At 67.4% G+C, this 18,991-nt stretch carries 17 protein-coding genes; 14 read left to right on the top strand and 3 right to left on the bottom strand.

Annotation, left to right across the window (positions count from 1 at the left end; genetic code table 11):
- Positions 1-132: 132 nt before the first annotated feature.
- Positions 133-792, bottom strand: coding sequence for a ribosome biogenesis GTP-binding protein YihA/YsxC (gene yihA / locus GD429_RS20065; protein ID WP_152859248.1), 660 nt, complete (start codon positions 790-792; stop codon positions 133-135).
- Between the two features lie 214 nt (positions 793-1,006).
- On the opposite strand from yihA, the gene GD429_RS20060 reads away from it, so the two are divergent.
- The 5 genes from GD429_RS20060 (at position 1,007) to msrQ (ending at position 7,150) form a co-directional block, all read left to right on the top strand.
- Positions 1,007-1,660: a c-type cytochrome gene (locus GD429_RS20060; RefSeq protein ID WP_152859287.1), complete on the top strand. Its 654-nt coding sequence runs from the start codon at positions 1,007-1,009 to the stop codon at positions 1,658-1,660.
- A 216-nt stretch (positions 1,661-1,876) separates the two neighbouring features.
- Positions 1,877-4,093 (top strand): cytochrome c biogenesis protein ResB, encoded by a 2,217-nt coding sequence (locus GD429_RS20055; protein ID WP_152859246.1) that lies wholly within the window; start codon positions 1,877-1,879, stop codon positions 4,091-4,093.
- 4 nt (positions 4,094-4,097) lie between these two features.
- Positions 4,098-5,288 carry a c-type cytochrome biogenesis protein CcsB gene (ccsB, locus tag GD429_RS20050; protein ID WP_152859244.1) on the top strand — a complete coding sequence of 397 codons (1,191 nt, stop codon included), beginning with the start codon at positions 4,098-4,100 and terminating at the stop codon, positions 5,286-5,288.
- 159 nt (positions 5,289-5,447) lie between these two features.
- Complete coding sequence (msrP, locus tag GD429_RS20045; RefSeq protein WP_152859242.1) at positions 5,448-6,443, top strand: protein-methionine-sulfoxide reductase catalytic subunit MsrP; 996 nt, start codon at positions 5,448-5,450, stop codon at positions 6,441-6,443.
- 20 nt (positions 6,444-6,463) lie between these two features.
- A complete protein-coding gene (msrQ, locus tag GD429_RS20040; protein ID WP_152859240.1) occupies positions 6,464-7,150 on the top strand; it encodes a protein-methionine-sulfoxide reductase heme-binding subunit MsrQ in 687 nt (228 codons plus the stop codon).
- Positions 7,151-7,231: 81 nt separating this feature from the next.
- Here msrQ and lptM read toward each other — a convergent pair whose 3' ends face one another.
- Positions 7,232-7,510: an LPS translocon maturation chaperone LptM gene (gene lptM, locus GD429_RS20035; protein ID WP_047899593.1), complete on the bottom strand. Its 279-nt coding sequence runs from the start codon at positions 7,508-7,510 to the stop codon at positions 7,232-7,234.
- A gap of 36 nt (positions 7,511-7,546) precedes the next feature.
- Between lptM and cyaY the strand changes: the two genes are divergently transcribed.
- Positions 7,547-7,873 (top strand): iron donor protein CyaY, encoded by a 327-nt coding sequence (cyaY, locus tag GD429_RS20030; protein WP_152859238.1) that lies wholly within the window; start codon positions 7,547-7,549, stop codon positions 7,871-7,873.
- 82 nt (positions 7,874-7,955) lie between these two features.
- Here the strand turns inward: cyaY and GD429_RS20025 are convergent, their stop codons facing one another.
- On the bottom strand, positions 7,956-10,349 hold the full coding sequence (locus GD429_RS20025) for a penicillin-binding protein 1A (RefSeq protein ID WP_152859236.1): 2,394 nt from the start codon (positions 10,347-10,349) through the stop codon (positions 7,956-7,958).
- 226 nt (positions 10,350-10,575) lie between these two features.
- On the opposite strand from GD429_RS20025, the gene GD429_RS20020 reads away from it, so the two are divergent.
- The 8 genes from GD429_RS20020 to ugpB all read left to right on the top strand — a co-directional run bounded on the left by GD429_RS20020 (position 10,576) and on the right by ugpB (position 18,983).
- A complete protein-coding gene (locus tag GD429_RS20020) occupies positions 10,576-11,499 on the top strand; it encodes a competence protein ComA (protein ID WP_152859234.1) in 924 nt (307 codons plus the stop codon).
- Positions 11,499-12,143 (top strand): fimbrial protein, encoded by a 645-nt coding sequence (locus GD429_RS20015; protein ID WP_152859285.1) that lies wholly within the window; start codon positions 11,499-11,501, stop codon positions 12,141-12,143. Before GD429_RS20020 ends, GD429_RS20015 begins: the two co-directional genes overlap by 1 nt.
- On the top strand, positions 12,140-13,006 hold the full coding sequence (locus GD429_RS20010; protein ID WP_152859232.1) for a pilus assembly protein: 867 nt from the start codon (positions 12,140-12,142) through the stop codon (positions 13,004-13,006). The genes GD429_RS20015 and GD429_RS20010 overlap by 4 nt, the downstream gene beginning before the upstream one ends.
- Entirely contained in the window at positions 13,003-14,637 is a 1,635-nt protein-coding gene (locus tag GD429_RS20005; protein WP_152859230.1) for a type IV pilus secretin PilQ, read from the top strand. The genes GD429_RS20010 and GD429_RS20005 overlap by 4 nt, the downstream gene beginning before the upstream one ends.
- Positions 14,638-14,677: 40 nt before the next feature.
- Positions 14,678-15,232 carry a shikimate kinase AroK gene (gene aroK, locus GD429_RS20000; protein WP_027788566.1) on the top strand — a complete coding sequence of 185 codons (555 nt, stop codon included), beginning with the start codon at positions 14,678-14,680 and terminating at the stop codon, positions 15,230-15,232.
- Complete coding sequence (gene aroB, locus GD429_RS19995; RefSeq protein WP_152859228.1) at positions 15,229-16,308, top strand: 3-dehydroquinate synthase; 1,080 nt, start codon at positions 15,229-15,231, stop codon at positions 16,306-16,308. The genes aroK and aroB overlap by 4 nt, the downstream gene beginning before the upstream one ends.
- Before the next feature lie 41 nt (positions 16,309-16,349).
- On the top strand, positions 16,350-17,558 hold the full coding sequence (locus GD429_RS19990) for a deoxyguanosinetriphosphate triphosphohydrolase (protein ID WP_415748946.1): 1,209 nt from the start codon (positions 16,350-16,352) through the stop codon (positions 17,556-17,558).
- 90 nt (positions 17,559-17,648) lie between these two features.
- Positions 17,649-18,983 carry a sn-glycerol-3-phosphate ABC transporter substrate-binding protein UgpB gene (ugpB, locus tag GD429_RS19985; protein ID WP_152859227.1) on the top strand — a complete coding sequence of 445 codons (1,335 nt, stop codon included), beginning with the start codon at positions 17,649-17,651 and terminating at the stop codon, positions 18,981-18,983.
- The last annotated feature ends 8 nt before the right edge of the window (positions 18,984-18,991 follow it).

The raw sequence follows: 18,991 nt of genomic DNA, 5'->3' as shown, positions 1-18,991 counted from the left end.
CCTGAGCGGGTGCCTGTCGTTATTCGATTAGGCTGTTTGACCCGCCGTTTAACGGCGGGTTTTTTTATGAGCCGGCCGAATCCGCAGGCGCCGTCAGGTGCGCGCCGCCGTTCCCGGCCGCGCGTTGCCCGATCATTGTGCTACAGGCTCGCTTTTTTCGTCGGCGACGGACGGCCGCACCCAGCTCTCGATCAGCTCATGCGCCTCGTCGAGCCCCGTGCGCTTCAGTGCGGAGAACAGCTGGACCGTCAGCTTGCCCTGGACGCCCTGGTCGCGATACGCATCCAGACCTTTTTGCGTGGTCCGCAGCGCGTTGATGCTTTCCTGCCGCGTCAATTTGTCGCACTTCGTCAGCAGCGTGTGGATCGGCTTGCCGGTCGGCGTGAACCACTCGATCATGCGGCGATCGAGGTCGGTCAGCGGACGGCGCGAATCCATCATCAGGATCAGGCCGCAGAGCTGCGAGCGGGTCGCGAGGTAGGACGACAGCAGCATTTCCCAGTGCGCCTTCGCGGCGCCTGGCACTTCCGCGTAGCCGTAGCCGGGCAGGTCGACGATGTTCGCGACGGGCTCGGCGGCCGGGCCGACGGAGAAGTAGTTGATATGCTGCGTGCGGCCGGGCGTCTTCGATGCGAAGGCCAGCCGCTTCTGGTTGCACAGCACGTTGATCGCCGTCGACTTGCCGGCATTCGAGCGGCCCGCGAACGCGATTTCCGGCTGTACCGTCGGCGGCAGGTCGCGCAGATGGTTGACGGTCGTGTAGAAGCGGGCTTGATGGAGCAGAAAGGCCATGGGAACCGGAAGGACGGGCGGCGCGAGCCGCTTGGTGGAGGCGGGGTAGCCCCGATAGGCGCGGGAGCTTTCAACACGATATTGTACAATACGGCGGTTTTACCGAAGGCCTCAGGGCGCCTGCCTCGCGCTTTTATGTGGCTTCTGCGGTAGACTGGTCGCCGTCGTTTTTTGCAGAACCTCAAATTCCCACAAGACGAAACAGGGTGTGCGAATGAATCGACTGTGCAAGTCTCTGATGGTGCTTCAGGTTGCAGCAGGGTTCGTAGGTTTCGTAGCGGAGGCAAACGCGGCGGATGCGGCAAAGCCGGATCTGGACCGCGGCAAGGCGATTGCCGGGCAGGTCTGTGCGTCGTGTCACGGCGCCGATGGCAATAGCGCGTCGGGCAGTTTCCCGAAGCTTGCCGGCCAGCATCCCGAGTATCTGGTCAAGCAGTTGAACGACTTCAAGACGCAGCCGGGCACGAAGGGGCCGGTGCGTACCAACGCGGTGATGGTCGGATTCGCGAGTGCACTGAGCGCAGACGACATGCGCAACGTCGCCGCGTACTACGGGTCGCAGACGACGAAGCTCGGTACCGCACGCGATGCGGCGACCGTGCCGATCGGCCAGAAGATCTATCGCGGCGGCATCGCGGAGAAGGGCGTGCCCGCCTGCGCGAGCTGCCACGGGCCGACCGGGCAGGGGATTCCGGTCCAGTACCCTCGTCTGTCGGGGCAGTGGGCCGATTACACGGTCGCACAGTTGACCGCGTTCCAGCAGGGTGCCGGCGCGCGCAACAACAACGACGCGATGCATCAGATAGCGACGCGCCTGTCGGACAACGAGATCAAGGCCGTCGCGGATTACATCGCGGGCCTGCGTTGAGCGGTCGGTCGCGAATGGAATGACCGGGCGCCCGAAGGGCGTCCGGAGTCAGAACAAGAAAAGGGTGGGGCGCCGCACCGTTGCGGTTGCCTCGCCCTTTTTTGTCAGCACTCGCCGGGCCAAGCCGGGATGAAGAGGCTTGCAGGCGATGGGGGGCTGCGCCCCCCAGGCGAACACAGTGAGCGTGGGGGCTGTTTCCCCTTAGTCGGAGTTTGAATGAGCGTTACCACGTCGGGGTTGCAGTCGAAGTCGAGTCAGGGTGCGTCGAAGCGCGCGGTCGAGCTGCTGAGCTCGATGCGTTTCGCGATCGCGCTGCTGGTGGTGCTGTCGATCGCGAGCATCGTCGGCACGGTCCTGACCCAGGACGATCCGTATCCGAATTACGTGAACCAGTTCGGGCCGTTCTGGGCGGACATCTTCCGCTCGCTCGGCCTGTACAACGTGTACAGCGCGTGGTGGTTCATGCTGATCCTGATCTTCCTCGTCGTGTCGATCTCGCTGTGCGTGATCCGCAACGCGCCGAAGATGCTCGCCGATGCGAAGAGCTGGAAGGACAAGGTCCGCGAAGGCAGCCTGCGCGCGTTCCACCACAAGGCCGAGTACACGGCTTCCGGCGCGCGCGCGACCGTTGCGGCGACACTCGCCACGTTCGTCACCAAGGCCGGCTACAAGCACGTCGTGCGTGAAACCGACGGCGCGACGCTGATCTCCGCGAAGCGCGGTGCGATGACCAAGTGGGGCTACATCTCCGCGCACCTCGCGATCGTCGTGATCTGTATCGGCGGCCTGCTCGACAGCAACCTGCCGATCAAATTCCAGATGTGGATGTTCGGCAAGAGCCCGGTCAACACGAGCGCGACGATCAGCGAGATCTCGCCCGACCATCGCCTGTCCGCGTCGAACCCGACGTTCCGCGGCTATGCGTGGGTGCCCGAGGGCCAGTTCGTGTCGACCGCGATCCTGAACCAGCCGAGCGGCTCGCTGATCCAGGACCTGCCGTTCTCGATCCAGCTCAACAAATTCATCGTCGACTACTACACGACGGGCATGCCGAAGCTGTTCGCGAGCGACATCGTCGTGATCGATCGCGAGACCGGCCGGAAGATCCCGGCGCGCGTCGAGGTCAACAAGCCGTTCACGTACAAGGGCGTGTCGATCTACCAGTCGAGCTTCCAGGACGGCGGCTCGCAGATGCAGATGACGGCCTACCCGATGGCGGGCGGCAATGCGAAGACCTTCCCCGTGCAGGGCACGATCGGCAGTTCGGCGCCGCTGCAGATGCCGGGCGCCGACGGCGACACGATCGAGTTCTCCGATTTCCGCGCGATCAACGTCGAGAACATGGCCGACGCGAACGGCAAGCCGGACGTGCGCGGCGTCGCGAAGACGGCGTCGCTGAAGGAGGCGTTCGACGAACGGCTCGGCTCCGGCGCGAAGACGTCGAAGCCGATGCAGCTCCACAACATCGGCCCGTCCGTGCAGTACAAGATCCGCGGCAAGGACGGCCAGGCGCGCGAATTCAACAACTACATGCTGCCCGTCGACATGAACGGCGTGCGCGTGTTCCTCGCCGGCGTGCGCGCGAGCCCGAACGACCCGTTCCGCTACATGCGGATTCCGGCCGACGGCCAGGATTCGATCGGCGAATGGATGCACCTGCGCGCCGCGCTCGAGGACCCGGCCGTGCGTGCCGAAGCCGCCGCGCGCTTCGCGCAGCGTTCGCTGCCGGGCACCGACGCATCGCTGCGCGGCCGCCTGCAGGACAGCGCATCGAAGGTGCTGACCCTGTTTGCCGCCAGCGACGACAGCGTCGGCCGCGGCGCCGACGGCCAGCCGATCGGCGGCTTCCAGGCCGTGGCGACGTTCATCGACCGCTCGGTGCCGAAGGCCGAGCAGGAGAAGGCCGCGAGCCTGCTGCTGCGGATGCTCGAGGGCTCGATGTGGGAGGTCTGGCAGATCGCGCGCGAGCGGGCCGGTGAGCCGGCCGCCCAGCAGGGCACCGACACGGTCCGCTTCGTGCAGAACGCGATCAATGCGCTATCCGACAGCTTTCTATATGGATCGCCCGTCTATCTGCAGCTAGACTCATTCAAGCAGGTGCAAGCTTCGGTATTTCAGTTGACGCGCGCACCCGGCAAGAATCTGGTGTATCTTGGCAGCCTGCTGCTGGTCGCCGGCATCTTCTCGATGTTCTACGTGCGCGAACGGCGCCTCTGGTTCTGGCTCAAGGATGCCGGCCCGGGTGTCGAGGTGGTGATGGCGATGTCCACGGCCCGCAAGACCTTCGATTTCGAGAAAGAATTCGTGCAGACGCGCGACGCGGCCGGCGTCGCCTTGCGCGCCGCACCTCGCGACGCCGCGCCCGCCGGTGCGGCATCGACGGCCCGCCCGCCTGCCGGCGGCGGTTCCGATTCCGAGAATTCCACCCGGTAACATCATGGATCTCACGCAAGTCTCCTCTCCCCGTCGGGCGTCGGCCCAGGCCCCGGTTTCGGTGCCGCTGTTCGACGATCGTCCGTTCCTCGCGCGCCTGTCGCTGATCGACTGGCTGTTCGCACTGGCGCTCGTGGCGGGCGCGGGTTATGCGTTCGTGCACTACAACGCGCACATGGATTACTACGACAAGGCGGTGATGATCGGCACCGCGCCGGCGCTCGTCGCGCTCGGCTGGCGCTGGAAGCCGGCCCGGCTGATGATGGCGTCGATCGCCGTGCTGTCGCTGCTGTCGATCCAGATCTACCAGGGCGATCTCGCGCGCGCCGATTCTGCGTTCTTCCTCAAGTACTTCCTGTCGAGCCAGTCGGCGATCCTGTGGATGAGCGCGTTGTTCGTGCTCGCGACGATCTTCTACTGGATCGGCTTGCTCGCGCGCTCGGAAACGGGCGCCGCGATCGGCCAGAAGCTCACGTGGGTCGCCGTGCTGATGGGCTTCACGGGGCTGATGGTGCGCTGGTACGAGTCCTACCTGATCGGCGCCGACGTCGGGCATATCCCCGTATCGAACCTCTACGAAGTGTTCGTCCTGTTCAGCCTGATCACCGCGCTGCTCTACCTGTATTACGAAGGCCACTACGGCACGCGCTCGCTCGGCGCGTTCGTGCTGCTGGTCATCAGCGCGGCGGTCGGCTTCCTGATGTGGTACTCGGTCGCGCGCGATGCGCAGCAGATCCAGCCGCTCGTGCCTGCGCTGCAGAGCTGGTGGATGAAGATCCACGTGCCGGCGAACTTCATCGGCTACGGCAGCTTCGCGCTGTCGGCGATGGTGTCGGTCGCGTACCTGATGAAGGAGCGCGGCGTGCTCGCCGACCGCCTGCCGACGCTCGAGGTGCTCGACGACGTGATGTACAAGTCGATCGCGGTCGGTTTCGCGTTCTTCACGATCGCGACGATTCTCGGCGCGCTGTGGGCGGCCGAGGCATGGGGCGGCTACTGGAGCTGGGATCCGAAGGAAACCTGGGCGCTGATCGTGTGGCTCAACTACGCGGCGTGGCTGCACATGCGGCTGATGAAGGGCCTGCGCGGCGCGGTTGCCGCCTGGTGGGCACTCACGGGCCTGCTCGTGACGACGTTCGCGTTCCTCGGCGTCAACATGTTCCTGTCCGGGCTGCACAGCTACGGCAAGCTGTAAGATTTCGGCCGTTCGTCCGACTATAAGACCGCCGGCGCACTGCGTGCCCGGCGGTTTTCTTTTGTAACGGGCGGGCGATTCGGGCGTCGAACGGCGCGTGGTGGGTCGGGTCGAACGCTCATGAAGCGTGCGCGCGGCGCATGCAGGAGGAGCAGCACGATGTGGATCAAGCGCCCTTTGCGGAACGTACTGACCGGCGCCGATATCGCGCACAGCGAGATCACGCCGCGCGCGGTGTTCGAGAACCGGCGGCGCGTCCTGCAGGCGGCCGGCCTCGCGGCGGCGGGCGGGCTGTTCGGCGGCAGCGGCGCGGCATTTGCCGCGTATGCGTCGCCCGACGTGCGGGCGGCGAAGCTCGCGGCGAAAACGAACCCGAAGTTCGTCGCGGCCGACAAGGCGACACCGTTCAAGGACATCACGTCCTACAACAACTTCTACGAATTCGGCACCGACAAGAGCGACCCGGCGCAGAACGCCGGCACGCTGCGGCCGCGCCCGTGGCGCGTGAGCGTCGAGGGCGAGGTGCTGCACCCGAAGGTGTTCGATCTCGACGAACTGCTGAAGCTCGCACCGCTCGAGGAGCGCGTGTACCGGTTGCGCTGCGTCGAAGGCTGGTCGATGGTGATCCCGTGGATCGGCGTGCCGCTGTCCGAGCTGATCAAGCGTGTGCAGCCGACCGGCAATGCGAAATACGTGCAGTTCATCACGCTGGCCGATCCGTCGCAGATGCCGGGCCTCTCGACACCCGTGCTCGACTGGCCGTATTCGGAAGGGCTGCGGATGGACGAAGCGATGAATCCGCTGACGCTGCTGACGATGGGCGTCTACGGGCAGGTGCTGCCGAACCAGAACGGTGCGCCGGTGCGAATCGTCGTGCCGTGGAAGTACGGCTTCAAGAGCGCGAAGTCGCTCGTGAAGATCCGCTTCGTCGACAAGCAGCCGAAGACGAGCTGGAACACGTACGCAGCGAATGAATACGGCTTTTATTCGAATGTGAACCCGAACGTCGATCATCCGCGCTGGAGCCAGGCGACCGAGCGGCGCATCGGCGAGGACGGCTTCTTCACGCCGAAGCGCAAGACGCTGATGTTCAACGGCTACGGCGATCTGGTCGCGTCGATGTATCAGGGCATGGACCTGAAAAAGAACTTCTGAGCGCGATGGTGAGAAACGACATGCCTCCTTCGACGCTGACACCCGCGCGCGCAGCCGGCGCCGGATCGACCGCACGCGCGGCCCGGGCCGGTGCTCATCGTACCGGCGCGCAGCGCTGGCTCGTGCCGGCCAAGATGCTGGTTTTCGCGGCCGGCCTCTATCCGCTTGCGCGTCTCGTGCTGTTCGGGCTGACCGACCGGCTCGGCGCGAACCCGATCGAATTCATCACGCGTTCGACCGGCCTGTGGACGCTCGTGATGCTGTGCATCACGCTTGCCGTCACGCCGCTCCGGCGCATGACGGGCTTCGCGACGCTGCTGCGCTTTCGCCGGATGATCGGGCTGTTCGCGTTCTTTTACGCGACGCTGCACTTCACGACCTACCTGTGGTTCGACAAGTGGTTCGACGTCGTCGCGATCCTGAAGGACGTCGGCAAGCGCCCGTTCATCACGGTCGGCTTTGCCGCGTTCGTGCTGCTGATCCCGCTCGCTGCGACCTCACCGCGCGCGATGGTGCGCCGGCTCGGCCGCCACTGGGCGACGCTGCACGGCGCGATCTACGCGATCGCGCTGTTCGGCGTGCTGCACTTCTGGTGGATGAGGGCCGGCAAGCACAATCTCGCGCAGCCGAAGCTCTACGCGGCGATCGTCGCCGCGCTGCTCGGCTGGCGGCTGGTCGCATGGGGATGGCGGCGCGTGCGCGCGTGACGGCCCGGCCTGCAAAAACAAAAGGCGATGACCGGGAAGTCATCGCCTTGTTTCGCGAGCCGCGCGGGCGGCGTCGCGTCGTTACTGCGCGACAGCCGGGCCTGATGCCGGTGCGGGCATTTTCGATGCGTCGCTCGACAGCTCGGGTGACAGCGTGAGCGGCGTGCCGGACGAATCGGGCACACTGTCGGATGACGCGTTTTCATCGGTCGGCTTCACGTCCGACGGCGGCGTGTCCTGCTGCTGGATCGGCTTGGGCAGCGGAGGCACGGTAGGCAGATAGAGCGCGCCGCTTTGACCGCAGCCGGCAAGAATCGCCAAAGCCGCTACAATCGCGCTCATCCGGAAAACGACTCGCATGATCGTCCCTGAACAATTGAACCGATAGAGTTTAGCATGTCCGATACCGAATACCTGACCCGTGCCGAGGCTGTGCTGGCGGCCGTCGAGCGTACCGTCGACGCCGCGAACGACGGCGACCACGACATCGATCTGGAACGCAACGGCAGCGTCCTGACGCTGACGTTCGAGAACGGCTCGAAGATCATCGTCAACCTGCAGCCGCCGATGAAGGAAGTGTGGATCGCCGCGAAGGCGGGCGGATTCCACTACCGTTTCATCGACGGCGAATGGCGCGATACGCGCACCGGCACCGAGTTCTACGCGGCGCTCACCGAATACGCGACGCAGCAGGCCGGCCTGCCGATCACGTTCAGCGCGTGACGGCGGGGGTGCCGGGCCCCGAACGTCGGACCAAAAGAAAAAGCGCCCCGCGGGGCGCTTTTTTCATGTCCGGGGCCGCGGGTCAGTGGCCGCGGAACAGGTTCATGATGTCCTGCTTTTCCTGCTCGTCGACGTGCGGCGCCGGCGCCGCTTCGTCGACATTCTGCGCGGCCGGCGCCTGCGGCACACCGACCGTCGACACGAAACCGTGCCCCGGCGTGAAGTCGGTGAAGTACAGCTCGCTGCCGAGCGACTCGACGCCGTCCGGCACCGTCGGCTTGAACTCGGGCACGCCCTTCAGCGCGGCGCCCATGTAGTCGATCCAGACCGGCAGCGACAGGCCGCCGCCGGTTTCGCGATCGCCGAGGCTGCGCGGATTGTCGTAGCCGATCCACGCGATCGCGGCGAGCGTGTGCTGGTAGCCGGCGAACCACGCGTCGTGCGAATCGTTCGTCGTGCCGGTCTTGCCCGCGAGGTCGGTGCGCTTCAGGATGTTGGTCCGCGCGCCCGTGCCGCGCTGCGCGACGCTCTGCAGCAGGCTGTTCATCACGTATGCGTTGCGCGCGTCGATCGCACGCGGCGCGTTCTGCTCGGCGACGAGCGGCTGTGCGCGCGCGACGATCGCGCCGTTCGGATCGGTGACTTCGGCGATCAGGTACGGATTGACGCGGTAGCCGCCGTTCGCGAAGACCGAGTACGCGCCGGCCATCTGCAGCGGCGTGACCTGGCCCGCGCCGAGCGCCATCGGCAGGTAGGCCGGATGGCGCTCGGCGTCGAAGCCGAAGCGCGTGATGTACTGCTGCGCGTACTTCGTGCCGATGTGGTTCAGGATCCGGATCGACACGAGGTTGCGCGAGCGCTGCAGCGCGGTGCGCATCGACATCGGACCTTCGAAGCCGCCGCCGTAGTTCTTCGGCTCCCACGGCTGGCCGCCCGTTTCGGCTGCGCTGAAATACAGCGGGCCGTCGTTGATCACGGTTGCCGGCCCGAGGCCCTTGTCGAGCGACGCCGAGTAGATGAACGGCTTGAACGACGAACCCGGCTGCCGCCACGCCTGCGTGACGTGGTTGAACTTGTTCTTGTTGTAGTCGAAGCCGCCGACGAGCGAGCGGATCGCGCCGTCCTGCGGGATGATCGACAGGAACGCGCCTTCGACCTGCGGCAACTGCGTGATCGACCATTTGCCGGTGTCGCTCTTCACGACGCGGACGATCGCACCCGGGCGGATGCGGCGGTTCGGCTGCGCGTTGGTCGACAGCGCGCCCGACGCGAAGCGCAGGTTGTCGCCTTCGATCGTCGCAGTGCTGCCGTCGATGAACGCGACCGTGATCTGGCGCGGGCTCGCGGCCGTGACGACCGCGGCAATCAGTTCGCCGTTGTCGGCGTGCTCGAGCAGCGCGTCGTCGATCGCCTGTTCGCGGTCGTCCGCACCGGCCGGCAGCTCGATGAAGCCTTCCGGCCCGCGATAGCCGTGCCGGCGCTCGTAATCCATGATGCCCTTGCGCAGCGCGGTGTACGCGACCTGCTGGTCCGCGGAATCGATCGTCGTGACGACGTTGAAGCCGCGCGTGTAGGTTTCCTCGCGGTACTGCGCGTACATCATCTGTCTGACCATTTCCGCGACGTACTCGGCGTGCACGCTGAAATCGCGGCCCGGGCCCTTGACGACGAGCGGCTGCGCGACGGCCTCGTCGTACTGCTCGCGCGTGATGAAGTTCAGCTCGAGCATCCGCTGCAGGATGTATTCCTGGCGCACCTTCGCGCGCTTCGGGTTCACGACCGGGTTATACGCGGACGGCGCCTTCGGCAGCCCCGCGAGCATCGCCGCCTCCGCGAGCGTGATGTCCTTCAGGTCCTTGCCGAAATAGACCCGCGCGGCGCTCGCGAAGCCGTACGCACGCTGGCCGAGATAGATCTGATTCATGTAGACCTCGAGAATCTGATCCTTCGTCAGCGCGCGCTCGATCCGGTACGCGAGCAGCATCTCGTAGATCTTGCGCGTGTAGGTCTTCTCGCTCGACAGGAAGAAGTTGCGCGCGACCTGCATCGTGATCGTGCTCGCGCCCTGCGATGCATGGCCGTTCGTCAGCGCGACGAAGCCGGCGCGGATGATGCCGGTGAGGTCGACGCCGCCGTGATCGTAGAAGCGTGCGTCCTCGATTGCGAGGATCGCCTTCTTCAGCGAGTCGGGTACGTCCTTGAAATGGACGACGTCGCGGCGTTCCTCGCCGAATTCGCCGATCAGCACGTGATCGGACGTATAGATGCGCAGCGGCACCTTCGGGCGATAGTCGGTCAGCGCGTCGAGCGACGGCATGTTCGGCCACGCGACGACGAGCGCATAGCCGAGCACGAGGCCGCCGGCCACGACGAGGGCCACGCACATCGCGGCGAAGCCGAGCAGGACTTTTTGCCACCAGGGCCGCTTTTTCGGCTCCGGGGCGGGAGGCGGGGACGTAGGAGTCGTGGATTGCATAGGCATACCGGAAAACAGTCTCGCGATTATAGCTGCCCGGTAAGACCGGTCCTGACGCGGGGGCCCCCCGCCGCAAAGCCGCGGGTTGCCGTGTCTTCAGCATAGCCCGCGCACGGCTGTTCCGAGCCGATGCTGGCCGTCCGGCCGACTGTCGGCCGAACGCGCCGCTTTGCAGAATCAAGTCTCGGAAACGCGGCGTGGGTCGCGACGATCGCGGGAGGCAGGGATGGCGGGACGATGGATGGCGCGGTTTGCGCAGGGCAGGCACGGGGCGACGGGAATCGACGTCGGGGCGGACGAGGTGAGGGTGGTCGCGCTGAGCCGGCGCGCCCGTGCTGTCGATGTGCGCGTCGAAGGGCTCGAGCGGGAGCCGGTCGGGCTGGCGGGCGGGCCGGAAGACGCGCGCTGGGCGGCGGTCGCTCGCTCGCTGGCGGCGGCCGTGTCGCGGCTGTCGGCGGCGGGTGTGCGGTGCGAGGCGTGCGGCGTGATGGCGCTGTGCGATGAAGAGATCCGTACTGCGACGCTCGACCTGGCCGGGCGTGACGACGTCGAGGATGCCGCGCGGCAGGCGGCCGAGCGCATTTCGGGGCTGGCGCCGGACAGCCTCGCGTTCGACTGGCGGCAGGATGGCGGCGCGCAGTCTGGCGAGATCGAGGTCGCGGTGGCCCCGCTGGCGCTGCTCGAACGGCGGATCGACGTGGCCGCCCAGGCCGGTGTCGACTTGACGGCCGTCGACGGCGAGTCGGCGGCCGCGCTGCGCGCGTTGCGTTATGCGGCGCAGTTCGAACTCGACGCGCACGGTCCCTATGCCGCGCTCTGGTTCAGCGACTCGGGCGTGCGAGCGTGGCGGGTCGACGGTGCGCTGGCCGCGCAGGTGCTCGCGCTGTCAGGCGCCGTGCCGGAGGCGTTCTCCGACGCATTGCGCCAGCGCGTGCTCGGGGCCGTGCGTTGCGTACTCGTGGCCGGGGACGAGCGGTGCATCACCCGCTTCGGGACGTCCGTCGCCGATATCGGCGACGTGCTCGGCGCGGTTGCGGTGCCGTTCGACTGCACGGGCTGGGATGGGCAGCCGTGCCCGCCCGCCGGCATGCCGGGCGGCCCTGCATTCGCCGTCGCGTTCGGGCTGGCGTTGCGCGGGGTGTGGGAATGATGGCCGGTCGCATGCCGGCAAGCGGGGCAGGGCCGGCTGCGGTCGATCGTGCGGGGCTCGGCGGCTTCAACCTGCTGCCGTACCGCGAGCGGCTGGCGCAGGCGTTGCGACGTCGCCGGGCCGCGCAGTGCGGGACGGCAATCCTGCTCGGCGTGCTCGGCGCCGGTCTGTGGACGGGTGCTGCCGCATGGTTGCGGTGGCGCGCGGACGCCGAGCGCGCAAGCGTGGAGACGCGGCTGCGGCAGTTGCAGCCGCAGGTGCAAGCCGCGACGCGCGCCGCCAGTGCAGCTGCCGCCGCCGCTCAGCGCGGCGCGCAGGCTGCCGCGCTTGCGGCGCCTTACCGGCGCGTCGCAGCGCTGCTGGCGACACTGGCGCAAGTGCGAGACGACGCGATTCGGCTCGACACGCTGCGCACGACGCCGACGGGTGCCGAGCTCGATGCGCGCGCCACGAGTTACCGGGCGGCCGAGCGATGGCTCGCCGGGATGGCACGCGAGCAGCGCGACTGGCGGATCGATATCGACGCGTTGAAGCCTGCTTCGGATGCACCGGTCGCCTCGACGGGGATGCCGTTCCGGTTCTCGGTTCAACTGCGCTGGCACGACGCGATGCCGTCGCGGAAAGCGTCGGGAGGTGGCGCATGACGGTGATCGTGCATCGGCCTGCGCCGCCCGGCGAAACATGGCTGCACGGCATGCGGCGCGTGTCGCCCGCGGCTGCACATGCTGGCGGCTGCGTGCTGGCGTTCGCGGCGGTGCTGGCGGGCGGCATTCATCTGGCGAATGCCGCCGACTGGAGCGGGCTCGCGCACAGTCGCACGTTGCTGGCAGCGGCGCAGGGGCGTGAGGTCGGCGCACAGCGCATGCTTGCGGCCGCAGGGCAGCGACGCGACGAACGTCCGGCACCAGCGCGCGGCGACCGCTTGCCGCCTGCGCCGGAATGGGCCGCGCTGATGCTGGAACTGGCCGATCTCGCCGCGTCGAGCGGGCTGCGTCGCGTATCGATCGAACCGCGGCAAGCCGGCGGTGAGGCGCCGGACGGCCGGCGCACGGTGCGTGTTGTCGCGGATGGCGGTTTTCGCGCGTTGTTGCATATGGTCGGCGGGCTGGCGGGCTTCCCGGTGCTGGCAGTGCCGTCGGCGCTGCATGTCGAGCGAGGATTACAGGCGGCGCGCGTGGAAATGTCCGTCGACGTTTTTCCGGCGCTGCCGGCGGCAACTGGCGCTGGCGGCACGGTGTCGGTTCCTGCAGCGGCGCTCGACGACGACCCGTTCGACACAGCCGGCTTGCCCGCAGCGGATGGTCAGGCGGCCCGCCTGGCCGGCACGATTCGCGATGCGCGTGCCGGTCTTGCGCTGTTCGACGGCGGCGACGGCACGTTCACCGCCGTGGCGCCCGGCGAAGCGTTCGGGGTTGCGCGCGTGGTGCGTGTCGAGCCCGCGGCCGTGACGCTTGCGACGGCGGACGGGGCGCACCGGCTCGTCCTCGACGACGGAGGCCGGCCATGATGAAGTACAGATGTGGGGCGCTCGCCGTCGTCTGGGCCGGATTGACGGCGGCCGGGGCAAGCGCGTCATTGCCACCGCTGCCGGCTGCCTGGCCAGCAGCGGTGATGGATGCGCAGGTGCCGGGCCTGCCGCTGCCCGGAGGCTTGGTCGATGGCGTGGATGAAGCGGTGTCGGCAGAGGTCGGCCCGCAACGGATCGATCAGGCGGCTCACGCGGCGCTTCAGGCGGAAACCGCCGCTCCGGCTCCCCGGCTGGAGGGGCCGCCGATCCCGTTGGTGCCGCCGGCCCGGATCAGCGACGACGCGTCACGGCAACCGGGCGATGCGGACGACGCGCGGCGGATCTCGCTGAATCTGCAGGGCGTCGGTCTCGCGGCCGCGTTCGACGCGTTCGCGCGGTTCACGGGGCTCAATATCGTCGTCGGCGAGCAGGTGCGCGGCACCGTCACGTTACGTCTGAACAATGTCCGCTGGCGTGATGCATTCGACACGCTGCTCGACACGCACGGGCTCGCGATGTCGCGGCGCGGCAACGTAATATGGGTCACGCCGGCGGCCGAGTTGGCCGCGCGCGAACGCGAGCGCTTCGAAATGCACGCGCGTGCCGCCGATCTGGAGCCGCTCGCGAGCCGTACGTTCGCGCTGCACTACCCGCGCGCGCAGGACGTGCAGCGGCTGCTGGCAGGCGCGACCGGCCAGCGCCTGCTGTCGAAGCGCGGCGCCGCGGCGGCCGATTCGCGCACGAACCAGCTGTTCGTCACCGATCTCGAACCGCGTATCGCGCAGATCGCGGGCCTGATCGACGCGATCGACCGGCCGTCGCGGCAGGTCCGGATCGAGGCGCGCATCGTCGAGGGCGAACAGGGCTTCTCGCGCAATCTCGGCGCACGCGTCGCGCTGCGTGCGCAGGGGCGCCCGCCGGCGGGCGACGGCACCACGTTCACGACGGACGCGCGCAACGCGCTCGACCTTGCCGCGCGGCCGCTCGGCGGCTTCGAGGCGGCAACTGCCGGCTTCACGCTGTTCGCCGCGCCGCTCAGCCGGGTACTCGACGTCGAACTGAGCGCGCTCGAGGCGCAAGGGCGGGGCCAGATCGTTTCGCGTCCGCGCGTGGTGACCGCCGATCGCGTCAAGGCCATCGTCGAGCAGGGTTCGGAGCTGCCGTATCAGGCGAAGGTCGGCAACGGCGTGAGCGGCGTGCAGTTTCGCCGCGCGACGCTCAAGCTCGAGGTCGAGCCGCAGATCACCCCGGATGGGCGCGTCGTGCTCGACCTGGACGTGACGAAGGACAGCGTCGGCGAGCCGACGGCGGCCGGCCCGGCGATCCATACGAAGCACGTGCAGACGCGCGTCGAGGTGGAGGACGGCGGGACGGTCGCGATCGGCGGGATCTACGAGCAACTGCGCCGGAACGATGTGACGCGCGTGCCGCTCTTGGGCAAAATACCGATTCTGGGCGCGCTTTTTCGGCATCGCGCGCAGCGCGACCAGCGCAGCGAACTGGTCGTCTTCATCACGCCGACCGTCGTCGATGCGCGCTGCGACGCGCGCGGCGCGGCCGGCGCGAATCCCGAGAAAACGGGGCCGGAAGCCGCCGGCGCAGGCTCGACAAGGCAGCCGCTTTGCCAGTAAGCTGCGCCACACACCAGCAAGATTGAAGCAGAGGAAGCCGTTGCAAGCGCGGGACCCACATGCAAACGTATTTTTCGTCGGCCTTATGGGAGCGGGTAAGACCACCGTGGGCCGTGCGGTCGCGCGTCGTCTCGACAGGACGTTCTTCGACTCCGACCACGAAATCGAGGCCCGCACGGGCGCGCGCATTCCGGTGATCTTCGAGCTGGAGGGCGAGGCCGGGTTTCGCGATCGCGAAACGCAGGTGATCGCCGATCTCACGCAGCGCGAGAACATCGTGCTCGCGACGGGCGGCGGCGCGGTGCTGCGCCCTGAAAATCGCGACTGCCTGAAGAGCAATGGCATCGTCGTCTATCTGCGTGCCAATCCGCACGATCTGTGGCTGCGCACGCGCAAGGACAAGAACCGCCCGCTGCTGCAGACCGAAGATCCGAAGGGGCGCCTCGAAGCGCTCTACGAAGTGCGCGACCCGCTGTACCGCGAATGCGCGGATTTCGTCATCGAGACCGGCCGTCCGTCGGTCAACGGCCTCGTCAACATGGTGCTGATGCAACTCGAACTGGCGGGCGTCATCGCCAAGCCGCTACAAGCATGATTACTGTCAACGTCGATCTGGGCGACCGCGCCTATCCGATTCATATTGGCGCCGGCCTGATCGGCCGCGCCGAGCTATTCGCGCCCCACATCAAGGGTTCGTCCGTCACGATCGTCACGAACACGACGGTCGATCCGCTTTACGGCGACGCGCTGCGCGCGGCGCTCGCGCCGCTCGGCAAGCAGGTGTCGACGGTCGTGTTGCCGGACGGCGAGGCGTACAAGAACTGGGAAACGCTGAACCTGATCTTCGACGGCCTGCTGACCGGGCGCGCGGATCGCAAGACGACGCTCGTCGCGCTCGGCGGCGGCGTGGTCGGCGACATGACGGGCTTCGCCGCCGCGTGCTACATGCGCGGCGTGCCGTTCATCCAGGTGCCGACGACGCTGCTGTCGCAGGTCGATTCGTCGGTCGGCGGCAAGACGGGCATCAACCACCCGCTCGGCAAGAACATGATCGGCGCGTTCTACCAGCCGCAGGCCGTGATCGCGGACATCGGCGCTCTGGCGACGCTGCCCGAGCGCGAACTGGCGGCCGGCGTCGCCGAGATCATCAAGACCGGCGCGATCGCCGATGCGGAATTCTTCGACTGGATCGAGGCGAACGTCGACGCGCTGAACCGTCGCGAGCCGGCAGCGCTCGCGCACGCCGTGAAGCGCTCGTGCGAAATCAAGGCGAGCGTGGTCGCGGCCGACGAGCGCGAAGGCGGCCTGCGCGCGATCCTGAACTTCGGCCACACGTTCGGCCATGCGATCGAGGCCGGGCTCGGCTACGGCGAGTGGCTGCACGGCGAGGCGGTCGGCTGCGGGATGGTGATGGCGGGCGACCTGTCGGTGCGGCTCGGCCTGCTCGACGAAGCGTCGCGGCAGCGGCTCGACGCGGTGATCGCGGCCGCGCACCTGCCGACCCGTGCACCCGCGCTCGGCGACGCGCGCTACATGGATTTGATGCGCGTGGACAAGAAGGCTGAAGCCGGCGCGATCAAGTTCATCCTGCTGAAGCGATTCGGCGATACGCTGATCACGCAGGCGCCGGACGAGGCCGTATTCGCTACACTGGCGCAGACGACCCGCTAATGGCGGCCCGGATGCCCCGGCGCCCCTGACATGGAGGAGACGTGAGCGAGACATCCAGCAGCACACTGCCCGAAGCCGGCCGCGCATCCGCTGCGCCGGTGGCCGAGCCGCCGACGCTGGCGGCGCTGGAAGCCCATCTCGCTCCGTATGCCGCACACGCGTCGCAGTCGCGCGGCCGCCGCCATCCGGAAACGCCGCCGGCGGCGCGCACCGAATTCCAGCGCGACCGCGATCGCATCGTCCATTCGACCGCGTTTCGCCGGCTCGAATACAAGACGCAGGTCTTCGTCAATCACGAAGGCGACCTGTTCCGGACGCGCCTCACGCACAGCCTCGAGGTCGCGCAGATCGCGCGCTCGGTCGCGCGCAACCTGCGCCTGAACGAGGATCTCGTCGAGGCGATCTCGCTCGCGCACGATCTGGGCCATACGCCGTTCGGCCATGCCGGGCAGGACGCGCTGAATGCATGCATGCGCGAGCACGGCGGCTTCGAGCACAACCTGCAGAGCCTTGCCGTCGTCGACGAGCTCGAGGAACACTACGGCGCGTTCAACGGGCTGAACCTGTGCTTCGAGACGCGCGAGGGCATTCTGAAGCACTGCTCACGCGAGAATGCGCGCAAGCTCGGCGCGCTCGGCGAGCGCTTCCTGCAGGGCCGCCAGCCGTCGCTCGAAGCGCAGCTCGCGAACATCGCGGACGAAATTGCCTACAACAACCACGATGTCGACGACGGCCTGCGTTCCGGCCTGATCACGATCGAGCAGCTCGCGGAAGTCGAGCTGTGGCAGTGCCATTACGAAGCGGCGCTCGCCGAATTCCCGCACCTCGAAGGCCGCCGTCTCGTGCACGAGACGGTGCGCCGCATCATCAACACGCTGATCGTCGACCTGATCGACGAGACGACGCGCAATCTCGCGCGCGTCGCGCCCGCGTCGCTCGACGACGTGCGCGCCGCGCCGCCGCTCGTGTCGCACAGCGCGACGGTCGCCGCGCAGGCGGCCGCCCTCAAGCGTTTCCTCTTCAAGAACCTGTATCGCCACTACAAGGTGATGCGCATGGCGAGCAAGGCGCAGCGCGTCGTCACGGGGCTGTTCGACGCGTTCATCGACGATCCGCGCCTGCTGCCGCCGCCGTACCAGTCGGACGACACGGCGCAGCAGCCGCGTCTCGTCGCGCACTACATCGCCGGAATGACCGACCGCTTCGCGCTGAAGGAATATCAGCGCCTGTTCGTCATCAACGACAACTGACTGTCACAAACGATCACTAGACTTCGCCGGTTCAATGGCGACGGAAATGTTGCATACGCTGTTGGTAACGTTTTCATAGGAGAGAGGTCGATGAAGAAGAAGCCTGCGGGGACCATGGTTCGTTCAATCGCGCTCGGCGGCGCGCTGATGTTCGGTGTGCAGCACGTGGCGCTCGCCGCGACGGAGATCCAGTTCTGGCATGCGATGGAGGCCGCGCTCGGCGAGCGGGTCAACGCGATTGCCGAGCAGTTCAACGCGTCGCAGAGCGACTACAAGATCGTGCCGGTCTTCAAGGGCACCTACGACCAGGCGCTTGCTGCCGGCATCGCCGCCTATCGCAGCGGCAACGCGCCGGCGATCCTCCAGGTCTATGAAGTCGGCACGGCCACGATGATGCAGGCGAAGAAGGCCGTCGTGCCCGTCTACGACGTGTTCAAGCAGGCCGGCGTGCCGCTCGACGAAAAGGCGTTCGTGCCGACCATCTCGAGCTACTACAGCGACGCGAAGACGGGCCATCTCGTGTCGATGCCGTTCAACAGCTCGACGCCGGTGCTGTACTACAACAAGGACGCGTTCAAGAAGGCCGGGCTCGACCCGAACCAGCCGCCGAAGACGTGGGCCGACGTGCAGGCCGATGCCGAGAAGCTGCGCAAGTCGGGGATGGCGTGCGGCTTCACGACCGGCTGGCAGGGCTGGATCCAGCTCGAGAACTACAGCGCATGGCACGGGCTGCCGTTCGCGAGCCGCAACAACGGCTTCGACGGCACCGACGCCGCGCTCGAATTCAACAAGCCGCAGCAGATCGCGCACGTCGCGTTCCTGCAGCAGATGGCGAAGGACGGCACGTTCACGTACGCGGGCCGCAAGGATGAAGCGTCGGCGAAGTTCTACAGCGGCGACTGCGGGATCATGACGACGTCGTCGGGCGCACTCGCGAACGTGCAGAAATTCGCGAAGTTCAGCTACGGCACGGGCATGATGCCGTACGACGCGAACGTGAAGGGCGCGCCGCAGAACGCGATCATCGGCGGCGCGAGCCTGTGGGTGCTGGCCGGCAAGGATCCGGCGACCTACAAGGGCGTCGCGAAATTCCTCGCATACCTGGCATCGCCGGCCGTCGCCGCGAAGTGGCACCAGGACACGGGCTACCTGCCGGTCACGACCGCCGCGTACGACCTCACGCGCCAGCAGGGCTTCTACGCGAAGAACCCGAGCGCCGAAACCGCGATCAAGCAGATGCTGAACAAGCCGCCGCTGCCTTACACGAAGGGGCTGCGTCTGGGCAACATGCCGCAGATCCGCACGATCGTCGACGAGGAGTTCGAGCAGGTCTGGGCGCAGAAGAAGTCGCCGAAGGACGCGCTCGATTCGGCGGCCTCGCGTGGCGACGAGCTGCTGCGCCGCTTCGAGAAGTCGGGCGGCTGAGCTCGCAT

This window comes from Burkholderia sp. BE17 (assembly GCF_009362305.1).
Lineage (GTDB): Bacteria > Pseudomonadota > Gammaproteobacteria > Burkholderiales > Burkholderiaceae > Burkholderia > Burkholderia pyrrocinia_C.
This window is presented reverse-complemented; position numbering and strand designations above follow the sequence as displayed.

Coding starts and splice junctions, on each gene's coding strand:
- lptM (WP_047899593.1), bottom strand. CDS start 7,510: ATGCGAGTCGTTTTCCGGATGAGCGCGATTGTAGCGGCTTTGGCGATT.
- msrP (WP_152859242.1), top strand. CDS start 5,448: ATGTGGATCAAGCGCCCTTTGCGGAACGTACTGACCGGCGCCGATATC.
- GD429_RS20025 (WP_152859236.1), bottom strand. CDS start 10,349: ATGCAATCCACGACTCCTACGTCCCCGCCTCCCGCCCCGGAGCCGAAA.
- GD429_RS20060 (WP_152859287.1), top strand. CDS start 1,007: ATGAATCGACTGTGCAAGTCTCTGATGGTGCTTCAGGTTGCAGCAGGG.
- GD429_RS20020 (WP_152859234.1), top strand. CDS start 10,576: ATGGCGGGACGATGGATGGCGCGGTTTGCGCAGGGCAGGCACGGGGCG.
- msrQ (WP_152859240.1), top strand. CDS start 6,464: ATGCCTCCTTCGACGCTGACACCCGCGCGCGCAGCCGGCGCCGGATCG.
- aroB (WP_152859228.1), top strand. CDS start 15,229: ATGATTACTGTCAACGTCGATCTGGGCGACCGCGCCTATCCGATTCAT.
- ugpB (WP_152859227.1), top strand. CDS start 17,649: ATGAAGAAGAAGCCTGCGGGGACCATGGTTCGTTCAATCGCGCTCGGC.
- GD429_RS20005 (WP_152859230.1), top strand. CDS start 13,003: ATGATGAAGTACAGATGTGGGGCGCTCGCCGTCGTCTGGGCCGGATTG.
- cyaY (WP_152859238.1), top strand. CDS start 7,547: ATGTCCGATACCGAATACCTGACCCGTGCCGAGGCTGTGCTGGCGGCC.
- GD429_RS20015 (WP_152859285.1), top strand. CDS start 11,499: ATGGCCGGTCGCATGCCGGCAAGCGGGGCAGGGCCGGCTGCGGTCGAT.
- GD429_RS20010 (WP_152859232.1), top strand. CDS start 12,140: ATGACGGTGATCGTGCATCGGCCTGCGCCGCCCGGCGAAACATGGCTG.
- ccsB (WP_152859244.1), top strand. CDS start 4,098: ATGGATCTCACGCAAGTCTCCTCTCCCCGTCGGGCGTCGGCCCAGGCC.
- GD429_RS20055 (WP_152859246.1), top strand. CDS start 1,877: ATGAGCGTTACCACGTCGGGGTTGCAGTCGAAGTCGAGTCAGGGTGCG.
- yihA (WP_152859248.1), bottom strand. CDS start 792: ATGGCCTTTCTGCTCCATCAAGCCCGCTTCTACACGACCGTCAACCAT.